General features: G+C 67.1%; 17 protein-coding genes and 1 riboswitch. Of the genes, 10 read left to right on the forward strand and 7 right to left on the reverse strand.

The features are described 5' to 3' along the window. Positions 1–27 precede the first annotated feature (27 nt). A complete protein-coding gene (locus CLU87_RS20000) occupies positions 28–1,182 on the forward strand; it encodes a serine hydrolase (RefSeq protein ID WP_099731563.1) in 1,155 nt (384 codons plus the stop codon). Between the two features lie 238 nt (positions 1,183–1,420). Beyond that, on the forward strand, positions 1,421–1,963 hold the full coding sequence (locus tag CLU87_RS20005) for a shikimate kinase (RefSeq protein WP_099731564.1): 543 nt from the start codon (positions 1,421–1,423) through the stop codon (positions 1,961–1,963). Between the two features lie 123 nt (positions 1,964–2,086). On the opposite strand, the gene CLU87_RS23210 is transcribed toward CLU87_RS20005, so the two are convergent. Then, the gene (locus CLU87_RS23210; protein WP_143227305.1) at positions 2,087–2,512 is read right to left on the reverse strand and encodes a hypothetical protein; all 426 of its coding nucleotides are present in this window, start codon (positions 2,510–2,512) and stop codon (positions 2,087–2,089) included. A gap of 207 nt (positions 2,513–2,719) precedes the next feature. Here CLU87_RS23210 and CLU87_RS20010 point away from each other — a divergent pair, with 207 nt between their 5' ends. Beyond that, complete coding sequence (locus CLU87_RS20010; RefSeq protein ID WP_099731565.1) at positions 2,720–3,199, forward strand: VOC family protein; 480 nt, start codon at positions 2,720–2,722, stop codon at positions 3,197–3,199. A gap of 111 nt (positions 3,200–3,310) precedes the next feature. On the opposite strand, the gene CLU87_RS20015 is transcribed toward CLU87_RS20010, so the two are convergent. Further along, positions 3,311–4,234 (reverse strand): LysR family transcriptional regulator, encoded by a 924-nt coding sequence (locus tag CLU87_RS20015; protein ID WP_056742290.1) that lies wholly within the window; start codon positions 4,232–4,234, stop codon positions 3,311–3,313. 158 nt (positions 4,235–4,392) lie between these two features. Between CLU87_RS20015 and CLU87_RS20020 the strand changes: the two genes are divergently transcribed. Continuing rightward, on the forward strand, positions 4,393–4,794 hold the full coding sequence (locus tag CLU87_RS20020) for a RidA family protein (protein ID WP_056742291.1): 402 nt from the start codon (positions 4,393–4,395) through the stop codon (positions 4,792–4,794). A gap of 75 nt (positions 4,795–4,869) precedes the next feature. Here the strand turns inward: CLU87_RS20020 and metH are convergent, their stop codons facing one another. The 3 genes from metH to CLU87_RS20035 form a co-directional block, all read right to left on the reverse strand. Then, a complete protein-coding gene (gene metH / locus CLU87_RS20025) occupies positions 4,870–7,623 on the reverse strand; it encodes a methionine synthase (protein ID WP_255409870.1) in 2,754 nt (917 codons plus the stop codon). A 20-nt stretch (positions 7,624–7,643) separates the two neighbouring features. After that, positions 7,644–7,743: riboswitch (S-adenosyl-L-homocysteine riboswitch) on the reverse strand. A 41-nt stretch (positions 7,744–7,784) separates the two neighbouring features. Next, positions 7,785–8,540 carry a hypothetical protein gene (locus tag CLU87_RS20030; protein ID WP_099731567.1) on the reverse strand — a complete coding sequence of 252 codons (756 nt, stop codon included), beginning with the start codon at positions 8,538–8,540 and terminating at the stop codon, positions 7,785–7,787. A gap of 252 nt (positions 8,541–8,792) precedes the next feature. Continuing rightward, positions 8,793–9,248: a PACE efflux transporter gene (locus tag CLU87_RS20035; RefSeq protein ID WP_099732264.1), complete on the reverse strand. Its 456-nt coding sequence runs from the start codon at positions 9,246–9,248 to the stop codon at positions 8,793–8,795. 74 nt (positions 9,249–9,322) lie between these two features. On the opposite strand from CLU87_RS20035, the gene CLU87_RS20040 reads away from it, so the two are divergent. Next, a complete protein-coding gene (locus CLU87_RS20040) occupies positions 9,323–10,264 on the forward strand; it encodes a LysR family transcriptional regulator (protein ID WP_099731568.1) in 942 nt (313 codons plus the stop codon). A gap of 33 nt (positions 10,265–10,297) precedes the next feature. On the opposite strand, the gene CLU87_RS20045 is transcribed toward CLU87_RS20040, so the two are convergent. Further along, on the reverse strand, positions 10,298–11,134 hold the full coding sequence (locus tag CLU87_RS20045) for an MBL fold metallo-hydrolase (protein WP_099731569.1): 837 nt from the start codon (positions 11,132–11,134) through the stop codon (positions 10,298–10,300). 98 nt (positions 11,135–11,232) lie between these two features. Between CLU87_RS20045 and CLU87_RS20050 the strand changes: the two genes are divergently transcribed. Together CLU87_RS20050 and CLU87_RS20060 are read left to right on the forward strand one after the other, a co-directional pair. Next, positions 11,233–12,222, forward strand: a complete 990-nt coding sequence (locus tag CLU87_RS20050) for a GlxA family transcriptional regulator (RefSeq protein ID WP_199170852.1) — start codon at positions 11,233–11,235, stop codon at positions 12,220–12,222. 315 nt (positions 12,223–12,537) lie between these two features. After that, entirely contained in the window at positions 12,538–13,449 is a 912-nt protein-coding gene (locus CLU87_RS20060) for a PPK2 family polyphosphate kinase (RefSeq protein ID WP_099731571.1), read from the forward strand. Between the two features lie 57 nt (positions 13,450–13,506). On the opposite strand, the gene CLU87_RS20065 is transcribed toward CLU87_RS20060, so the two are convergent. After that, the gene (locus CLU87_RS20065; protein ID WP_099731572.1) at positions 13,507–14,259 is read right to left on the reverse strand and encodes a hypothetical protein; all 753 of its coding nucleotides are present in this window, start codon (positions 14,257–14,259) and stop codon (positions 13,507–13,509) included. Positions 14,260–14,541: 282 nt separating this feature from the next. Between CLU87_RS20065 and CLU87_RS20070 the strand changes: the two genes are divergently transcribed. From CLU87_RS20070 to CLU87_RS20080, 3 genes are all read left to right on the forward strand, one after another. After that, the gene (locus CLU87_RS20070) at positions 14,542–15,849 is read left to right on the forward strand and encodes a Glu/Leu/Phe/Val dehydrogenase (protein WP_056057120.1); all 1,308 of its coding nucleotides are present in this window, start codon (positions 14,542–14,544) and stop codon (positions 15,847–15,849) included. A 295-nt stretch (positions 15,850–16,144) separates the two neighbouring features. Beyond that, positions 16,145–17,830: a class I adenylate-forming enzyme family protein gene (locus CLU87_RS20075; protein ID WP_099731573.1), complete on the forward strand. Its 1,686-nt coding sequence runs from the start codon at positions 16,145–16,147 to the stop codon at positions 17,828–17,830. An 8-nt stretch (positions 17,831–17,838) separates the two neighbouring features. After that, positions 17,839–19,365, forward strand: coding sequence for an MFS transporter (locus CLU87_RS20080; protein ID WP_099731574.1), 1,527 nt, complete (start codon positions 17,839–17,841; stop codon positions 19,363–19,365). The last annotated feature ends 18 nt before the right edge of the window (positions 19,366–19,383 follow it).

The following is a 19,383-nucleotide window of genomic DNA, read 5'->3' on the forward strand; positions in this document are numbered from 1 at the left end:
TTGCCTCAAAACCCGCCTCCATCTGCCATGAACCCCTCTGCCATCGCCCGCCTGCGCTCCGTGCTGCAAACCCATGTGGACCAGGGCCTGCTACCCGGTGCCGTGGCCCTGGTCCATCACCAGGGCCACACCGTGCTGCACACGGCGGTGGGCCACCAGCGCCCGCCCAGCGCCGAGTCGGCGGTGCCCGCGATGGCGCCCGACACGGTGTTCCGCATCTACTCCATGACCAAGCCCATCGCCTCGCTGGTGGCGATGATGCTCATGGAAGAAGGCCGCCTGCTGCTGTCGCACCCCGTGTCGCACTACCTGCCCGCGTTTGCTGGCCAGCGCGTGTACGACGAAACCACCGGCACCACCGCCCCCGTGCAGCGCGAGGCCACGGTGCACGACCTGCTGCGCCACACCGCCGGCCTGAGCTACGCGTGGGAGGCTGGTACGGTGCCCGACGCCTACCGCGCCGCCCGCGTCGGCTCGCGCCGCCATAGCAATGCGGATCTGGTCGCGGCGCTGGGCCCCCTGCCCCTGGTCCACCAGCCCGGCACCCGCTGGGAATACAGCCGCGCCACCGACGTGCTGGGCGCGGTGCTGGAGGTGATTGAGGGCGAAAGCCTGGGCGCCATCCTGCAGCGCCGCGTGTTTGGCCCGCTGGGCATGCACGACACGGGCTTTTCGGTGCCTCCCGCGCAGCAGCACCGCTTGGCCGAGGCCTTTGAGCGCGACCCGCAGACCGGCATCGGCATGCCACTGATCGACGTGACCGCGCCGCCCGTGTTCGAATCGGCCGGTGGCGGGCTGGTGTCCACCGCCAGCGACTACGCGCGCTTCTTGCAGCTCATGCTGGGCCGGGGCACCGCCCCCGGGCCCGATTGCCCGGTGCGCTTGCTGGGCCGCGCCACGGTGGACTTCATGACCGCCGACCACCTGGGCGCCCTGCCCGTGGCGGGTGACATCCTGCCCACCGGCTACGGCTTTGGCCTGGGCGTGGCCGTGCGCACCGCCACCGGCCAGGCCACGCGCCCCGGATCGGCCGGGCACTACAGCTGGAGCGGCCTGGGCGGCACCTTCTTTTTTGTGGACCCCGCGGAAGACCTGTTCGCCATCCTGCTCACGCAGGCGCCCGGCCAGCTGCGGTACCTGTGCGAGCTGTACCCGGCGCTGGTGTATGCCGCTCTTCAATAAGACACCCCCCTGAGGAGCTTTGCTCCTTCACCCCCGCTCTCGCGCTGCGCGCGGGCATGGGGACAACGCCCTCGCTGCGGGGCGGCCCTTGCTCGGCGTCTCTGGCGGGGGGAGCGCCAGTTCCAACCGCTGCGCATGGCAACAGAGGTCCCGGCTTACACTCGGCGTCCAGTCACGGCACGCAGTGGCCTCCCATACCCGCTGGCAAACCCGTCCCCCAGATCTCTTTCTTGAACCTATGCAGATTCGCTGCGCACTGGTCGGCATGCCCGGCTCGGGAAAATCCACCGTTGGCCGGCAACTGGCCCACCGGGCGGGTGTGCCCTTCATCGACCTGGACCACCGGCTGGAACAGACCCTGGGCACCACCATCCGCAGCTTCTTCGAGGCCGAAGGCGAAGCCCGCTTTCGCGACATCGAATCCCAGGTGCTGGCCGACGTGGCCCAGCAGCCCGGCGGCATGGTGCTGTCCACCGGCGGCGGCGCCGTGCTGCGCCCCGAGAACCGCGAGGTGCTGCGCCAGTTCGGCAACGTGCTGTACCTGCGCGCCTCGCCCGAAGAAATCTTCAAGCGCGTCAAACACGACAAGACCCGCCCCCTGCTGCAAGGCGGCAACCCCATGGACAAGCTGCGCGACCTCTACGCCCAGCGCGATCACCTGTACCGCGAGACCGCCCACTACGTGATCGAAACCGGGCGGCCTTCGGTGCACACGCTGGTCAACATGGTGATGATGCAGTTGGAGATGGCGGAGAGTGCGGGTGGGACGGGGTCGCGCTGAAGGGCAAGACAATTTGCGGCTCCAAGCACGGTTAAAGGCCTATCGGTTCAGACAACCAACGGCAGACAACGGCCAAGAGCCGTCGGTTGCATCACGGATAAGCATTCACTCAGCAATTGATGCTCAGGGGGCCGGCGCCGCACGGCGTAGCTCTTCGCGAAGCAGCTCAAACTGGCGCACGTAGTAGGAGCGTGGAAGCTCTTGCTGAATGTCAAAGGCCGGTGAATTTAGACGTTGCTCAGCTTCTTGAAGCACGCTCTCAACTAAATTTGGCGCTGCAAATGCCTTGATCAAACTCTGTGCATAGAAGAGCAGTGGTTGCGGACTAAACGGATCAAGCAAAGCCGCTTCTCGGTACAGCTGGTGTGCTTTGTCAGGGTAACCAGCACGAGCCTCCACTTCGCCAAGGTTGTGTAGCAGGAACCCCAAAGATTCGTTGTCGCCTGCATCTCGCGATTGAGCGATGAGCTTCTCAAAGCCTACTCTGGCAGCAGCGTAATCGTTGGCTGTTGCTGCGAAGACAGCCGCGCGGTAATCGGGGTTGTTCATTGACGCATTTTTATAGTAACTCTCAGTTGCGGTTGATTTACAAGGCAACCTGAATCACAGACCGCTTTGGGGAACCAAAGCCCACCGTCGGCTTCGGGCCCATTCCATCCCAATCTCAAAGAGCTATTCGACACCGCACAAACTGCCAAAATCTCGGCTCCATCCCGCTCAGCCCGATCATCCTCCGGTTCCCAACAGGAGCACCCCATGTCCCCCAAAACCACCCTCTGCCTCTGGTTCAACGGCACGGCACTGGAGGCGGCGACGTTCTACGCAGCCACCTTTCCCGACAGCGCCGTGGGGCGGGTGATGCATGCGCCCGGCGACTACCCCGCAGGCCAGCAGGGTGACGTACTGACGGTGGAGTTCACGGTGCTGGGCATCCCATGCCTGGGGCTGAATGGCGGCCCGGCCTTCACGCACAGCGAGGCGTTTTCGTTCCAGATCGCGACGGACGATCAGGCTGAAACCGACCGGCTGTGGAACGCGATTGTGGGGAACGGCGGGCAGGAGAGCGCCTGCGGCTGGTGCAAGGACCGGTGGGGGCTGTCGTGGCAAATTACGCCACGGGTGCTGACGCAGGCCATCAACGACCCGGACCGCGCGGCAGCCAAGCGGGCCTTTGAAGCGATGATGGGCATGCGCAAGATTGACGTGGCGGCAATTGAGGCGGCGTGGCGTGGGTGACGTGGGTGATGGCGGTGCCGCAGATTTTTCACTTGGTGTGGTGAATTTTTGACTCAAAACCCTGCCTTGCGCCTGTCCAGCAATCTCTCTTAGCTATTTATTCAATAGCACTTACCTGCTGCGCCCCATCACCGGCGCATGCAGCGCCATCAACCCCGCCACCCATTCAATGAACACCCGCACCTTGGCGCTCACATGCCGTTGAGGTGGGTAGGCCACGTACAGCGGCATCGGCTCCAGCGTCCAGTCCTGCAGCAGGGGCACCAGCTCGCCTGTGGCCACGTGGGGGCGGGCCATGTAGTCGGGCAGCCAGAGCACGCCCAGGCCCGCCAGGCCTGCGGCCAGGTAGGCGTTGCCGTCGTCCACAGCGCAGATGTCGTGGCCCTGGGCGTGCACATGTTCGGTGCCGCGGCGCATCTCGAAAGGCAGAGGCTGGCCGGTGCGCGCCCACAGAAAACCCACGGTGCGATGATGAGGTCCTTCCAGCGCCTGCGGGTGCTCGGGCGTGCCCGCGCGCTGCAGGTAGCTGGGGGCGGCGTACACGCGCAATTGCAGGTCGCCCACATGGCGTGCGACGAGCGCCGGGTTGGTGAGGGCGCCGCCGCGCACCACGCAGTCCACGTTGTCGCCCACCATGTCCACTGGGCGGTCGCTCACGCCCATGTGCAGGAGGATGTCGGGGTACTGCGCGTGGAACGCGGGCAGCGCGGGGATGAGGACCAGGCGCGCAAGGGGGCTGGGCACGTCCACCCGCAGGCGGCCCCGGGGCGCGGCGGCGGCGGTGGAAACGCTGGCATCGGCATCGTCCAGGTCGGCCAGCAGGCGCACCACGCGCTCGTAGTAGGCAGCACCATCGGGCGTGACCTGCACGCGCCGGGTGGTGCGGTGCAGGAGCTTCACGCGCAGGCGCGCTTCGAGCTGCTGCACCAGTTGCGTGACGGTGGTGCGGCTCAGGTGCAGGGTGAGCGCAGCTTTGGTGAAGCTGCCGGATTCCACAACGCGGGCAAAGGCCTGCAGGGCGTCAAAACGGTCCATGGCGTACAGGTAGTTGAGGCGTGCCGAGGGGGCTGCATGCCCGCCATTGTTTGGCGATCAGGAACAGTGGTGCGCAGATTAGCCGGTTTATCGAAACAACGCGCGCTTCTACAGTGCCTTCATCGCAATCATCTGCCCTGCAGAACGAAAGGAATCCCATGCCCCACCGTGATGTTGTCTTCCCCGCAGGCCGCCAGGCGCTGTACGAGCGCAACCGCTATTCGCCCGCCGTGCGCGCCAACGGCTTCTTGTTTGTCTCGGGCCAGGTGGGCAGCCGCGAGGACGGCTCGCCCGAGCCCGACCTGAAAGCCCAGGTGCGCCTGGCGTTCAGCAACCTCAACGCCGTGCTGCACGCTGCAGGCTGCACGTTTGATGACGTGGTGGACGTGACGATGTTCGTGGTCAACCCGGAGGCGAACTTCGAGACCGTCTGGGGCGTCGTGCCCGAGTTCTGGGGCGAGGCGCCCTACCCCACGCTCACCGGCATCGGAGTGACCTGGCTGTACGGGTTCCAGTTCGAGATCAAGGTGATCGCGAAGCTGCCTGGCTATAAGGGCTGATGGGCCGGGACATTTGAATCAAACAGGCTTCCAGCGCTTATCGAACAAGCTCTGGAAGCTATTCAATTCATAGCATCACAGGTTCGGCGCCAGCAGCCGCTCCAGCACCTTCTCGTCCATGCCCCGGCGCTGGGCCATGTCGTGCAGTTGGTCTTCGCCAATCTTGCCGACGTTGAAGTACACGCTGTCGGGGTGGCCGATGTAGAAGCCGCTCACGCTGGCGGCGGGCATCATGGCCAGGCTTTCGGTGAGCGACATGCCGATCTCGCCAGCCTGCAGCACGCGGAACAGGTCGGTCTTGGCGCTGTGGTCGGGGCAGGCGGGGTAGCCGGGCGCGGGGCGGATGCCCTGGTACTTCTCGGCAATCATGTCGTCGTTACTCAGCGCTTCACCGGCAGCGTAGCCCCACAGGTCGGTGCGCACGCGGTGGTGCAGGGCTTCGGCAAAGGCTTCGGCCAGGCGGTCGGCCAGGCTCTTGAACATGATGGCGGAGTAGTCGTCCAGCGCGTCGATGAAGGCCTTTTCTTTCTTCTCGATGCCCAGGCCCGCCGTCACGGCAAACATACCGGCGTAGTCGGCAATGCCGCTGGACTTGGGCGCCACAAAGTCGGCCAGGCAGCGGCTGGGGCGGGTCACGCCGTCGATGGTGTGCTTTTCGGCCTGCTGGCGCAGGCCGTACCAGGTCATGGCCACTTCGGTGCGGGTGTCGTCGGTGTAGAACTCGATGTCGTCATCGTTCACGCTGTTGGCGGGCAGCAGGGCCATCACGCCGCTGGCCGTGAGCCACCGGCCTTCGATGATCTTCTTGAGCATGGCCTGCCCATCGGCAAACACGCGCGTGGCTTCCACGCCCACGATCTCGTCGGTGAGGATGGCGGGGTACGGGCCGGCCAGGTCCCAGGTCTGGAAGAACGGGCCCCAGTCGATGTACTTGGCCAGCTCGGCCAGGTCGAAGTTCTTGAACACGCGGCGGCCCAGCGCGCGGGGCACAGCGGGCTGGTAGGCCGACCAGTCCACGGGCGTCTTGTTGGCGCGGATCTTGGCCAAGGGCCACAGGGGCGTGGCCTTTTTGTTGGCGTGCTGGGTGCGCACCTTGTCGTAGTCGGCGTTCAGCTCATCCACGTAGCTCTGCACGCCGTCGCCCAGCAGGCTTTGCGCCACGCTCACGCTGCGAGACGCATCGGGCACGTAGACCACGGGGCCTTCGTAATGCGGAGCGATCTTGACGGCGGTGTGCACGCGGCTGGTGGTGGCGCCGCCGATGAGCAGCGGTATCTTCTTGATGCGGAAGTGGTCGTCCTTCTGCATCTCGCCGGCCACGTACTGCATCTCTTCGAGGCTGGGGGTGATCAGGCCCGACAGGCCCACGATGTCGGCCCCCTCGACCTTGGCGCGCGCCAAAATCTCGTGGCAGGGCACCATCACGCCCATGTTCACCACCTCAAAGTTGTTGCACTGCAGGACCACGGTGACGATGTTCTTGCCGATGTCGTGCACGTCGCCTTTCACGGTGGCGATGATGATCTTGCCCTTGCTGCGCACATCGCGCCCGGCCAGTTCGTCCTGGCGCTTTTCTTCTTCGATGTAGGGGATCAGGTGGGCCACGGCCTGCTTCATCACGCGCGCGCTTTTCACCACCTGGGGCAGGAACATCTTGCCCGCGCCGAACAGGTCGCCCACCACGTTCATGCCGTCCATGAGCGGGCCTTCGATCACGTGCAGCGGGCGGCCGCCCTTGGCCAGGATGGCGCGGTAGGCCTCTTCAGTGTCTTCGGTGATGAAGTCGGTGATGCCATGCACCAGGGCGTGGCTCAAGCGTTCGCCCACGGTCTTGGGGTTATCCGGCGTGCCGCGCCATTCGAGCTTCTTGCTCTCGTCCTTGGCGCCGCTCTTGGCGGTTTCGGCGATCTCCACCAGGCGCTCGCCCGCGTCGGGGCGGCGGTTGAGCACCACGTCTTCCACACGCTCACGCAGCACGGGCTCCAGGTCGTCGTACACGCCCACCATGCCCGCGTTGACGATGCCCATGTCCATGCCCGCCTGGATGGCGTGGTACAGGAACACCGTGTGGATGGCCTCGCGCACCGGGTCGTTGCCGCGGAAGCTGAACGACACATTCGACACACCGCCCGACACCTTGGCGCCCGGCAGGTTCTGCTTGATCCAACGCACGGCCTCGATGAAGTCGACCGCGTAGTTGTTGTGCTCCTCGATACCGGTGGCCACCGCAAAGATGTTGGGGTCGAAGATGATGTCCTCGGGTGGGAAGCCCACTTCATCGACTAGCACGCGGTAGGCACGTTCGCAGATCTCGATCTTGCGCGCGTAGGTGTCGGCCTGGCCCACTTCGTCAAACGCCATCACCACGGCCGCAGCGCCATAGCGCTTGACCAGGCGCGCCTCGTGCTTGAACTTCTCCACGCCCTCTTTCATGCTGATGGAGTTGACGATGCCCTTGCCCTGGATGCAGCGCAGACCGGCTTCGATCACCTCCCACTTGGAGGAGTCCACCATGATGGGCACGCGCGCGATGTCGGGCTCGGACGCGATGAGCTGCAAAAAGCGCACCATGGCCGCCTTGCTGTCGAGCATGGCCTCGTCCATGTTGATGTCGATGACCTGAGCGCCGTTCTCTACCTGCTGGCGCGCCACGGCCAGGGCCTCTTCGTACTGGCCGTTCAAGATCATGCGCGCGAACGCCTTGGAGCCGGTGACGTTGGTGCGTTCGCCGATGTTGACGAACAGCGTGCCCTCACCGATGGAGACGGGCTCCAGGCCGGACAGCTTCATGGGGGGCAGGGACGGGGCAGACGCGGACATAGGACTCACCTGTGCAGGGGCAGCAGAAAAACAGGTGAGCGTCGTTGCGGTGGGGCTTGAATAGCTTTTGGGTACCCAAGCCTGACGGCCCCGTCGTGGTGAGAGGCCGCTGCAACGCTCCTTGGGCAGATGCGGATTTTACCGGGTGATACGAGCTGGCGTTCGCCGCATCAGCGCACAGGCAGGAATTGCAAAAAGGTGCCGCCCACAATGCCCTGCACGTAACTGATGGCAGCGCGGCGGTACTTTTCGGTGGTGAACGCGGCCAGCAGGTCCAGCGGCGCGATGATCTTGCCGAACTCGCGCTCGAAGCTCAGGTTGCGGCCCTGCTGGCCGATCTCGTCGGCCAGCAGCAGGGGCTGGCCTTGGGCGTTGCGGCGCTGCGCCAGCAGCCACACGGCGGTCTCGACGTTGCGCGCGGCGTTGTAGAGGTGCTGGGCATCCATGCCGTCGAGCAAGAAGAACTCGGTCTTGCCGCCGTGGGCCGTGATGATCATGTCGGCCGTGGCGTAAATGAAGGCCGCCACGCGGTCGCCCGCGAACTCGGGCGCCAGGGCAAGCGCCATGGCGGCAATGTCGCGGCGGCCCTGCAGTGGGGCCCAGGGCTGGCGCTGCAGCACGGCGGTGCGCAGCTGCTCCAGCGCCTGTTCGCGGCTGGTGGCGCTGCCCTTGCGCCATTCGGCGGGGTTGCGGCGGTAGAGCTTGTCGGCCAGGCGCAGCAGGCCGTCCAGGTTCTCCTGCATGGCCAGGGTGGCCATGCGGTTGGCGTCGGACTGGGCCAGTTCGGCGGCATGGGTGGGCGCACCCTTCACCTCGCCGCGCGGCGTGGGAGCGTTGCTGGTGCAGCCTGCCAGCACGCAGCAGGCCGCCACACCGGCCCAGCGACCCCGCAAACCCCGCAGCAGCAATAAAAACGGCCCTCGCATGGGGCCGATTATGGGTGGCCGCTGAGCGCCTATGAGGGCCGCTGCACGGCGGTTGACATTGTTTGAAGAAGCGCGCGCTGGGAGTCTGCGCGGCAGAGGGCATCGAAGCGAAACGTGCGAAAACCGAGGATCGCGTGGAGCTACCGAGAAGCCCAGGGGGGTCCCTGGGCGCAGGAGGTAGTGCCGCTCGGGACCGGCTTATCGCGCGTTGCATCCGATGCCCCCTCTGTCGCGCAGACTCCTGGGCCCCTGTTACGCCGCCGCCATGGCCGATGCGGGCAGGCCGAACAGGTGGTCAAACACCCAGTTGAAGACAAAGGTGTAGCAAAGGAAGAACACGATGAGTCCCAGGTCCATCACAAACGCGTGCCACAGGCTCACGCCAAACCACCAGGCAAACAGCGGCACCAGTGTGAACACCAGGCCGCCCTCAAACCCGATGGCGTGCGCCACGCGCCGCGCCACGCTGCGCCCGCGCACGGGCTGGCGTGCCTCCCAGCGCTCGAACGCCCAGTTGAAGACGATGTTCCAGACGATGGCGATCACCGAGGCCGCCACCGCCACCACGCTCGAATGCCCCGCGCCCTGGCCCGTGAGCAGCGCCAGGCCCACCGTGGCGGCGCCGATGGCGATCAGCTCGTACAGGGTCACGTAAATCACGCGGCGCTTGACGCCTTGCAAGCCAAAAAGAGTGGGTGTCTTGTCCATGGCCAGTACTTTATATTCGCCGTACTGACACATAAAGTCAGCTTGTTTCAGTTTTCTTGACAGATCAAACCGCCATGGCCTTCAACTCTGACAGCGTGCAGGTGTTTCTGACCGTGCTCGACCACGGCTCGTTCTCGGCCGCCGCGCGGGCCTTGTCGCGTGTGCCGTCGGCCGTGAGCATGACCATTGCCCACTTGGAGGCCGAGTTGGATGTGCAGCTGTTTGACCGCAGCGGACGCGAGCCCCGCCCCACCGCCGCCGCCCGCGCGCTGGAGCCCCAGGCGCGGCTGCTGGCGGGACAGCTGCAGCAGCTCAACGCCCAGGCGCTGGCGCTCACCCAGGGGCTGGAGGAGCGGCTCACGCTGGCCATTGCGCCCGAGCTGCTGGCCTCGCGCTGGACGGAGGCGCTGGCTGCATTGGCGCAAGAACACCCGCTGCTGCAGATCGAGGTGCTGGCCGCGCCGCAGGTGGATGCGCTGGCGCTGCTGCACAGCGGCCGCGCGCAGCTGGCGCTGGTGTTCGAGCGGCCCAGCATCGACGGGCGCGAGGGCTTTCAGGAGGTGGGCACCGAAACCCTGGTGGCGGTGATGGCGCCGCAGCACCCGGTGCTGGTGGCCGCCCGTGCTGCCGCCCAAGCGCGCGGCGCACCATCAGAAGACGCCATGCTGCGCGAGGAGCACCTGACCACCACGCGCCAGATCGTGGTGGCCAGCCGCGACCTGGCGCAGACCGACCCGCGCTTTGTGTTTGCCCGCCACCACTGGCGCACCGACAACCACCTGGCCGCACTGGGCCTCATCGAAGCCGGCCTGGGCTGGGGCTGGCAGCCGCGCGCGCTGGTGCAATCACGCATCGAGGCAGGGCGGCTGGTGGAAATGCCGTTCGAGAACCTGAGCAACGGCACCGCGCTGTGGGTGGACGTGGTGTGGTCCAAGGAGCGGCCGTTGGGCCTGGGCGCTGCGCGGTTTGTGGCGCTGATGCGGGACCAGCGGGCGCTGGAGACCGAGCTGGCGTGATTTATGGCCCTTTTGGGCGGTAGCGCTAGTCGATCATGTCGTTGCAGCTATCAAATTCATAGCAATTCTTTGGACAAAGGGTCCGGGGTATTCGCGGCACTCGCCGTCCTCGGGCACCCACAGGCGGTGCGCCCACCCGCCGCGCCGCGCCAGGGCGCGCACCTGGGCACGGGTGGTGGGGCAGTGGTCCAGGGCCTCCAGGTGGTTGACCACCACGGCGCCAGTCATCAGTGCGGCCGCCTGTGCGACCTCGGCGGCGTCCATCAGGATGTCCGTGCCCAGGTCAAACCGGGCGCCACCGGCGGGCAGTACAGCCACACCGGGCTGCAGGCGCTGCAGGCAGTCGCGCACTGGGGGCGTCAGCACCGTGTCGCCGGCCAGGTACACGCTGGGCTCGCCCGGCAGCTCCAGCAGGTAGCCGTGGCCGTGCTCCATGAAGCGCGCCACCCAGCCCCGGCCGTGGGTGCAAGCCACGGGCGTGACCTGTCCGCCCAGCGCAAAGGGCTGGCGGCCCTCGCCCGCCAGCGGCAGCACCTGCAGCCCACGCTGCGCCAGGTATGCGGCGTCGTGTGGCATGCACAGGACGGGAATCTGGCGCTCCCGCAAAAATTGCTTACCCGCGCGGTCCAGGTGGTCAAAGTGCCCACGCTGGCAATGGGTGATGAGCGCGTGGGTCACGCGCTGCAGCGCCGCGTCGGCCTCGGCGGGCAAGTCCACCAGAGGGTTGCGCTGGCGCCGGGTGCCCAGGTAGCGCAGCGCGGGCAGGCTGCCCCGGGGCGCGAGCATGGGGTCCACCAGCAGGCCGACGGGGCGACCCGCGTGCTGAAACTCGAGCAGAACGGTGGCGTTGCGCAATTGGGTGATGAGCATGGGGTGCTTTCAGTGGGAAGGGGTGTTGCCATTGTTGAAAAGCAGGCCTCCCCCGAAAATGGCGCAGATTGACAATTTCTTGCCTTTTTGTGCCACCCATGGTTTCGCCACCCTCTCCACACCAGCCGCCTTTGCGCGTGGCGCTGCTGCTCTACCCGGGCTGCATGCCCGCCGGCCTGTTTGCGGCGGCGGACATGGCACGCGCCGCCAACCTGCGCGCGCAGGCCAGCGTGATGGACATCTGCTGGACGGGGGTGGACCTGTCGCCCGTGCCCACCTGGCAAGGCCCCGCGCTGGCCCCCACCGTGGCGCTGCAGCATGCCGAGGCCGATGTGGTGCTGATGCCGGGCCTGTGGCTCTCGTCGCCCGACCAGCTGCAGGGGCCGCTGCTGCAGCTGGCTCCGGTGGTACAGGCCTTGCGCGCGCTGCCCCGGCGCACGCAGGTGTGGAGCTACTGTGCTGGCGTGGTGCTGGCGGCTGCCAGCGGGCGGCTGCGCGGCCAGGGCGCCACGGCCACCTGGTGGTTGCGTGCGGCGCTAGAGCAGCAATTTGCGCCGGTGGACTGGCGCTTTGACGAGCCGCTGGTGGCTGGCCCCACCGCCACCACGGCCGCCGGGGCCAACGGCTATCTGCCGCTGATGCTGCACGCGCTGGCCGCCCGCCTGCCGCCCCAGGCATTGACCGACCTGCAGGAGCTGCTGATGCTGCCCCGCCCCCGCACGGCGCACCCCGCATTTGCCGGGCATGACCTGATGACGCTGGCCGACGCCGACCTGCGCCGCGCCATGCTGTGGGTGCAGCGCAGCCCCGCCGCCGATCTGCGACTGCCTGCGCTGGCCCAGGCGCTAGGCCTCTCGCCCCGCACGCTCGCGCGGCGGGTGCAGGCCCACACGGGCCTGACGGCGGCCTTGTGGATGCGCCGCATCAAGCTGCGCCAGGCCAGCGAGGCGCTGTGCGACACGCCGCTGCCGCTCAAGCGCATTGCCGAAGACCTGGGCTTTGCCAGCGAGGCCGGGCTGCACCGCGCGTTCCGCCAGGCCACGGGGCAGACGCCGCTGGCCTACCGCATGGCACATGGCGCGCGCTAAGGGATCCTCTGCACGAATCGAGCGGCAAGTGGCCGCTGCGGATCGGGATGGGCTACAAGGCGCAAAACGCAGCAATAGCCGTAGCTATTGCGAGTATTTGCAACGCCGCAGACCACCCGAGGCCGCAGATGCACACGGCGCGGTGATTTGTACAGAGGGTCCCTAAACGGCTCCCGCGGCAATTTTCAAGCTCAATCTGCTCCAAGCGCTAGTGAATCATGCGCAATCAGCTATGAACTTGATAGCATTATGTTTTCGTAGAAGGGGAGACCGCGCCCCCACTGCTGACGTACGATGGCCCATCGAGGAGCCCGCATGAACCACCCGTTTCACAGCAGCAACAAAGACGTGGCCCAGCGCTGGTCGCAGTGGCAGCCGGACGCGCCGCAGCACGACGACGAGAAGCGGCCCGACGGCCAGCCCGAGCGGCGCAAGGCCGGCAAACACCGCCGCACGGTGGCGCTCAAGGACTTTGATCCGTCGGCCAAGCCGTTTTCGCTGGGCGACAAGCTCAAGGACAAGGCCGCCACCGAGTCGATTGCGCAGGAGCTGGACACGCTGCAGAACCTGTTCTATGCCGACAAGCGCTACAAGCTGCTGGTGATCCTGCAGGGCACGGACACAGCCGGCAAGGACGGCACCATCCGGGGTGTGTTTGGCCGCATGAGCGCGCTGGGCGTGCACGCCGTGGGCTGGAGCGCCCCCACCGAGGCCGAACGTGCCCACGACTACCTATGGCGCATCCACCAGAAGGTGCCCGGCGCGGGCGAGATCACGGTGTTCAACCGCAGCCACTACGAGGACGTGCTGGTGCCCGCCGTGAACGGATGGATCACCCCCGAGCAGCACCACCAGCGCTTTGGCCACATCAACGACTTCGAGCGCATGCTCACGCACACCGGCACCATCGTGCTCAAGTTCATGCTGCACATCAGCGCTGACGAGCAGCGTGAACGCCTGCAGGAGCGCCTGGACGACCCGGCCAAGCACTGGAAGTTCTCGATGAGCGATATCGAGGCACGCAAGCAGTGGAGCCAGTACCAGAAGGCCTACGAAATGCTGCTGGCCGCCACGCACACGCCCTGGGCGCCGTGGACCATCGTGCCTGCCAACTCCAAGACCCACCGCAACCTGATGATCGCCACGCTGGTGCGCGAAGTGCTCACCGGCCTTGACCTGCGCTACCCCCCGGGCGACCCGGCGCTGCAGAAGATCCGCATCGAATAGGCTCCGCACCGCTACGCACACGGCAGCGGGCGGCGCGGAGACAGGCTGCGCATGCCATCACTGGCCCGGCGGGCATTCGGGGATGCGGCCCCAGGCGTCGCCGCAGAAGTTCTGCCGTGTGCGGGTGAGGCAGCTCGCGCGCGACAGCTCGTTGCTCATGGCCGCGCACTGGGCCAGCGCACCGCGCAAGCGGGCCAGGCTGTCGCCGGGCGACGGCGCGGGCGCTGCGGGCGGCGGCCACGGTGCGTTGTCGGCCGGTGCCACTGTGCGTGGCTTGCCGGTGGCAGGCAGCGATGCCGCATCGGCCACGCGGGGCGCGGTGACAGGCGTGAAAGGCGGCGCAGAGGCCGCAGATGCAGACGACGCTGCAGCAGCGGCACTGTCTGGTGCGGACGCAGCGGCTGCCAGGCGTGCGCGTTCGGATTCAATGATTTCCTCCACCGGCTCGGGGCGGGAAGGTGCAGACTCCGCAGTGCCTGCGGTGCCGGGCACTGCGGCGGGGGCTGCGACGGCCGGGGCCTGCTGCGGGGGCGGCACGGCATCGGGCCGGCCCAGCAGGTACCAGGCCGCGGCGCCCGCCACCACCAGCAGGGCCACTGCGGCGCCTGCGTAGGCCATGGCCGGTCGCTGGCGCGCCGGGCCCGCAGCAGGGTGCTCGTCGTCATCGAACACAAACTCCATCGGCGCCGGTGCAGCGGGGGTGGCGAGGTTGGCCTCTGCCTCCAGGGGGTGGGCGCACTTCACGCACCAACGCGCCGTAGGGTGGTTGGGCGCCTGGCACTGCGGGCAGGCGGTGTAAGTCACGCTCATGGGATTTCCCTCTCTTTTTTCATGGTCCCGGCGGTCCGGTGTGTGCCCGGTGCAGCGCCTGGTTCTGCGCCGGGCTGGCCGAGTCTAGGCGCAACGGGCCGCCGGGCAAGGTCCGGGCCCACGGGTCGCTACCCCGCCGGTAGATTGCCGCACTGCAGCATGGGACGGGGTTGCGCACAACTATGCATCAAATGCATAACCCACAAACACACCGGCCTTGGACAGTGCCCGGGCCGAGGCATAAGCTTCGCAGCCTGAACTGATCCCACAAGGAAATTCACCATGTCAAACCCCGTCGGCGCCCCCGCCGCACAATCCCACCCCCTGCCCTCGTACCTGCAGGCCGACCACCTCGGCCCCTGGGGCAACTACCTGCAGCAGGTAGACCGCGTCACCCCTTACCTAGGCAGCCTGGCGCGTTGGGTGGAAACGCTCAAGCGCCCCAAGCGCATCCTGATCGTGGACGTGCCGATCGAGCTGGACAACGGCACCATCGCCCACTACGAAGGCTACCGCGTGCAGCACAACCTGAGCCGCGGCCCCGGCAAGGGTGGCGTGCGTTTTCACCAGGACGTGACGCTGTCGGAAGTGATGGCCCTGTCGGCCTGGATGTCGGTGAAGAACGCCGCGGTGAACGTGCCCTACGGCGGTGCCAAGGGTGGCATCCGCGTGGACCCCAAGAAGCTCTCGATGGGTGAACTGGAGCGCCTGACGCGCCGCTACACCAGCGAAATCGGCCTGCTGATCGGCCCATCCAAAGACATCCCCGCACCCGACGTGAACACCAACGGCCAGATCATGGCCTGGATGATGGACACCTATTCCATGAACGTGGGCGCCACCGCCACCGGCGTGGTCACCGGCAAGCCCGTGGACCTGGGCGGCTCGCTGGGCCGTGTGGAAGCCACCGGCCGTGGCGTGTTCACCGTGGGCGTGGAAGCCGCCAAGCTGACCGGCCTGGCGCTCGACGGTGCCCGCGTGGCCGTGCAGGGCTTTGGCAATGTGGGTGGCATTGCCGCCAAGCTGTTTGCCGAAGCGGGTGCCAAGGTCGTGGCGGTGCAAGACCACACCGGCACCATCTTCAACAGCAAGGGCGTGGATGTGCCCGCCCTGCTGGCGCATGTGAAGACCCGTGGTGGCGTGGGCGGCTTTGCCGGCGCCGATGTGATGAAGGCCGAAGAGTTCTGGGGCGTGGATTGCGAGATCCTGATCCCTGCCGCGCTGGAAGGCCAGATCACCAAGGACAACGCGGGCCAGATCAAGGCCAAGCTCGTGATCGAAGGCGCCAACGGCCCCACGACCACCGAGGCCGACGACATCCTGCACGACAAGGGCGTGCTGGTGCTGCCCGATGTGATCGCCAACGCCGGCGGCGTGACAGTGAGCTACTTTGAGTGGGTGCAGGATTTTTCCAGCTTCTTCTGGAGCGAGGACGAGATCAACGCCCGCCTGGTGCGCATCATGCAAGAGGCCTTTGCGGGCATCTGGCAAGTGGCGCAAGAGCACAAGGTGAGCCTGCGCACCGCCACCTTCATCGTGGCCTGCCAGCGCATCCTGCACGCCCGCGAAATGCGCGGCCTGTATCCGTAAGCCCTCGCCCGCCCCACCGGCCCGCCCCTTACCCGGGACAGGCCGTCACACCACCGCCAGCCGCTGCGATCCAGCCCTGGCGGTTTTTCTTTGCCCAGGCCTTGCGCAGCCACCGTGGCTGTTGCGCCGTGGCGACGCAACAAGCGCGCACAACGGCCGTTCAAGGCCCCAGAACGACCGCGCAGCCGCCGCAGAAACCAAAAGATACGCACACATACAAATGGTGATCTTTCCACCGGACCTTGCGTGAAAAACTGCCTGGACTTCGCACTCACGCCGTCTTCGGGAGATTCTGGTGGCCCTTCCATCCCTGCGCAGCCTGCTGGCGCGCTTTCTGCTCAGCCGCCTGCGCACCGCGCGCTCCGTGGCCCGTCTGGCGTACCGCCTGCATCCCCACAAACCCGCGCTCATCGACCGACGCGGCACCCTCACCTATGCGCAGTTGCAGGATCGCGTGTACCGCCTGCAGGCCTGGATGCAGGCCCAGGGCGTAAAAAAAGGGGACGTGGTCTTCACCTGGATGCCCGAGACCGGAGAGCAGTACGAAACCCGCCTGGCCACGTTCGAGAACGGCACCATCTTTGCCAGCTTTCACAAGCACCTGCCGGCCGAGGCAGCGCTCACGACCATGGGCCGCGTCAAGCCCACCGTCTTCATCCATGACCCGCTGCTGAGCGCGCCCATCCTGCAGGCCGTGCGCGAGCAGCTGCCCGGCCTGCGCGTGCTGGCGCTGGGGGATGACTACGAGCGCGCCCTGGCGCAGCAGACCCCCTCTGCGGGAACGGCCGACGTGCACGAGGACGATGTGTTCGCGCTGCACATGACCTCAGGCACCACGGGCCTGCCCAAGTCCATTGGCTACAGCAACCGCAAGTACCTGGACAGCGTGCGCCTGATCTCCCGCGCCATCGACTTCAAGCCGCCCGCCAACGGGCCGGACGTGAACATGCTGGGCCTGCCGCTCACCGGCCCGGGCTCGGGCCTGGTGCTGCCCACGCTGCTGGCGGGTGCGGCGCTGGTGATGCCTGAAGACTTCCGCGCCACCACGCTGGCCGGGCTGATCCAGAAGCACCGCGTGTCGCGCGCTTTCCTGTCGCCCTCGGCCATCATCGACCTGCTGGACGAGCCCACGCTGGGCCAGTACGACCTGTCGTCGCTGACCCATGTGCCCTACGGCTCGGAGATGATGCCCGCGCCCAAGATCGCCGAGGCCATCCGCCGCTTCGGGCCCATCTTCCAGCAGGGCTACGGCTGCCTGGAGGCCCTGCCCCCCATCACCTGGTTGCTGCCCCATGAGCATGTGGACGCGCAAGGCAACCCGCTGGGCAACGACATCCTCTCCACCGTGGGCCGCGTGATGCCGGGCGTGGACGTGGTCATCCGCGACGAGCAGTTTGCGCCGCTGCCGCTGGGCCAGATGGGCCTGATCACCGTGCAGACGCCGGTGCGGTTTGTTGGCTACTGGCTGGACCCGGAAAAGACCAGCGAGACCCTGCGCGACGGCTGGGTGGTGATGGGCGACCTGGGCTATTTCGACGCCGCCGGCTACCTGCATGTGCTGGGTCGCAGCGCCGACCGCGTAGTGCGCCACGGCCAGGCACTCAACCCGCGCGAGATCGAGGAAGTGGCGCACTGCCACCCGGCCGTCAAGGAAGCTTGCCTGGTGCAGCATGGCACCGCCGCCGTGCTGGTGGCCAGCCTGCGGCAGAGCTGGCGCAACGACCGGGGCACCCAGGCCCTGGAGCACGACCTGGCGGAGTTCCTGGTGCAACACCTGCCGCCCGAGATGCGGCCCGACGATGTGCGCCTGGTCACCGAAATTCCGCGCAGCTTCCTCAACAAGATGCTGCGGCGCGAGGTGCGCCTGATGCTGGAAGCCATGCCGCCGCGCAGCAGCGCGGCGCACACGGCGCGCGCAGAGCCTGTGGCGGGCTCGATGGCGACTGCTCCCCGGGCTGAAATGGCATCCGCGCACCCATGACAGCCCCCATGAACATGCAGCACACCCCACACATCCGGCTGAGCCTGGGCACCAAGCTCGGCTACGCGGTGGGCAACGTCGGCCTGCAGATGCTGATTGCGGCCATGAGCTTCCTGCTCATGATCTTCTACACCGATGTGGCCCTGGTGCCTCCGGCCGTGGCCGGTGCGGCGCTGCTGGTGGGCAAGGTGTGGGACACCATCAACGACCCGCTGTTTGGCTGGCTGACCGACCGCACGCGCTCGCGCCACGGCCGCCACCGCGTGTACCTGATCTACGGCGCCCTGCCCCTGGCGGTGGTGGCTGCCGCCGTGTGGATGGTGCCGCCAGGCCTGAGCCCCTGGGCAGCGTTTGTGTGGATCGCCGTCACCTACACCTTGTTCGACACCGTGATGACGCTGGTGCAGCTGCCCTACCAGGCCATGGCCGCCAACATGACGCAGGACTACGACGAGCGCACCAGCCTCACGGCTTTTGCATCCATGGGTGCCCTGCTGGGGTTTTTTGCGGGCAGCGTGTTCATGCCCCTGCTGGTACGGGCCGCGCCCGATGCACGCACGGGCTACGCACTGGCAGGCGCCTGTTTCGGGCTGGCCGCCGGGGTCGCTGTGGCCGTGGTGGCCTGGCGCGTGCGCGAGCCCGCCACCACCGGCGACTTATCGCCTGCGGCCCCAAACCCTCCAGCAGCCACACCCGGCTGGGCGTCGGTACGCAGCACCCTGCTGGCCACGCTGCGCAACCGCCCGTTTGTGATGCTCGTGAGCGCAGCCGGGCTGGTGCGGCTGGGCCTCACGCTGGTGCAGGCCTCGCTCGCTTATTTCGTCATCTACCAGCTGCAGGGCGACAAGGGCGACCTGCCACGCTTCATGGGCATCCTGCTCGCGGTGGTGGGCGTCTCGCTGTTCGTCTGGAAGCGCGTGGTGGACCGCTGGGAGAAAAACCGGGCCTACATCCTCGGGCTGGTGTTCTGCTGTGCGGGGCTGGTGGCGCTGTACTGGGTGGGCCCAGGCCAGCAGGCCCTGGTGACGGGCATCCTGGTGGTGGTGGGCATTGGCATGGGCGCGCACTGGATCGTGCCGTTTGCCATGGTGCCCGACACCATCGACCACGGCCACATGCAAGCGGGCGAACGCCAGACCGGCATGTACTACGGCCTCTATGGTCTGGTGGACAAGCTGGCCCGCACCCTGGCCACTGTGCTGGTGGCCGGCATGCTGGAGCTGACCGGCTATGTGCCCAACGTGGCCCAGTCGGCCCAGGCGCTGCAGGGCATCACGGCCATGACGGGGCTGCTGCCAGCGCTGTGCCTGGTGCTGGCCATTCCGCTGCTGATGGCCTACCCCATCACCCGCGCCCGCCATGCAGACCTGGTGCGCAGCGTGGGCGCTGCCGCCACGGCGGAGGCGGTCAGTACGACAGCGGTGGTCGCAGCGGTCGCAACCCCAGCGCGCCAGAGCGAACACACCGCCCGCCCTGCGTGGGCGCCCTCCCGCTCGCTGCCCAGTGGTGGGCACGACTTCGCACACAGTCGTTAGAGAACATCCGGGAGCGCC

It is taken from the genome of Acidovorax sp. 59 (assembly GCF_002754175.1).
Lineage (GTDB): Bacteria > Pseudomonadota > Gammaproteobacteria > Burkholderiales > Burkholderiaceae_C > Acidovorax > Acidovorax delafieldii.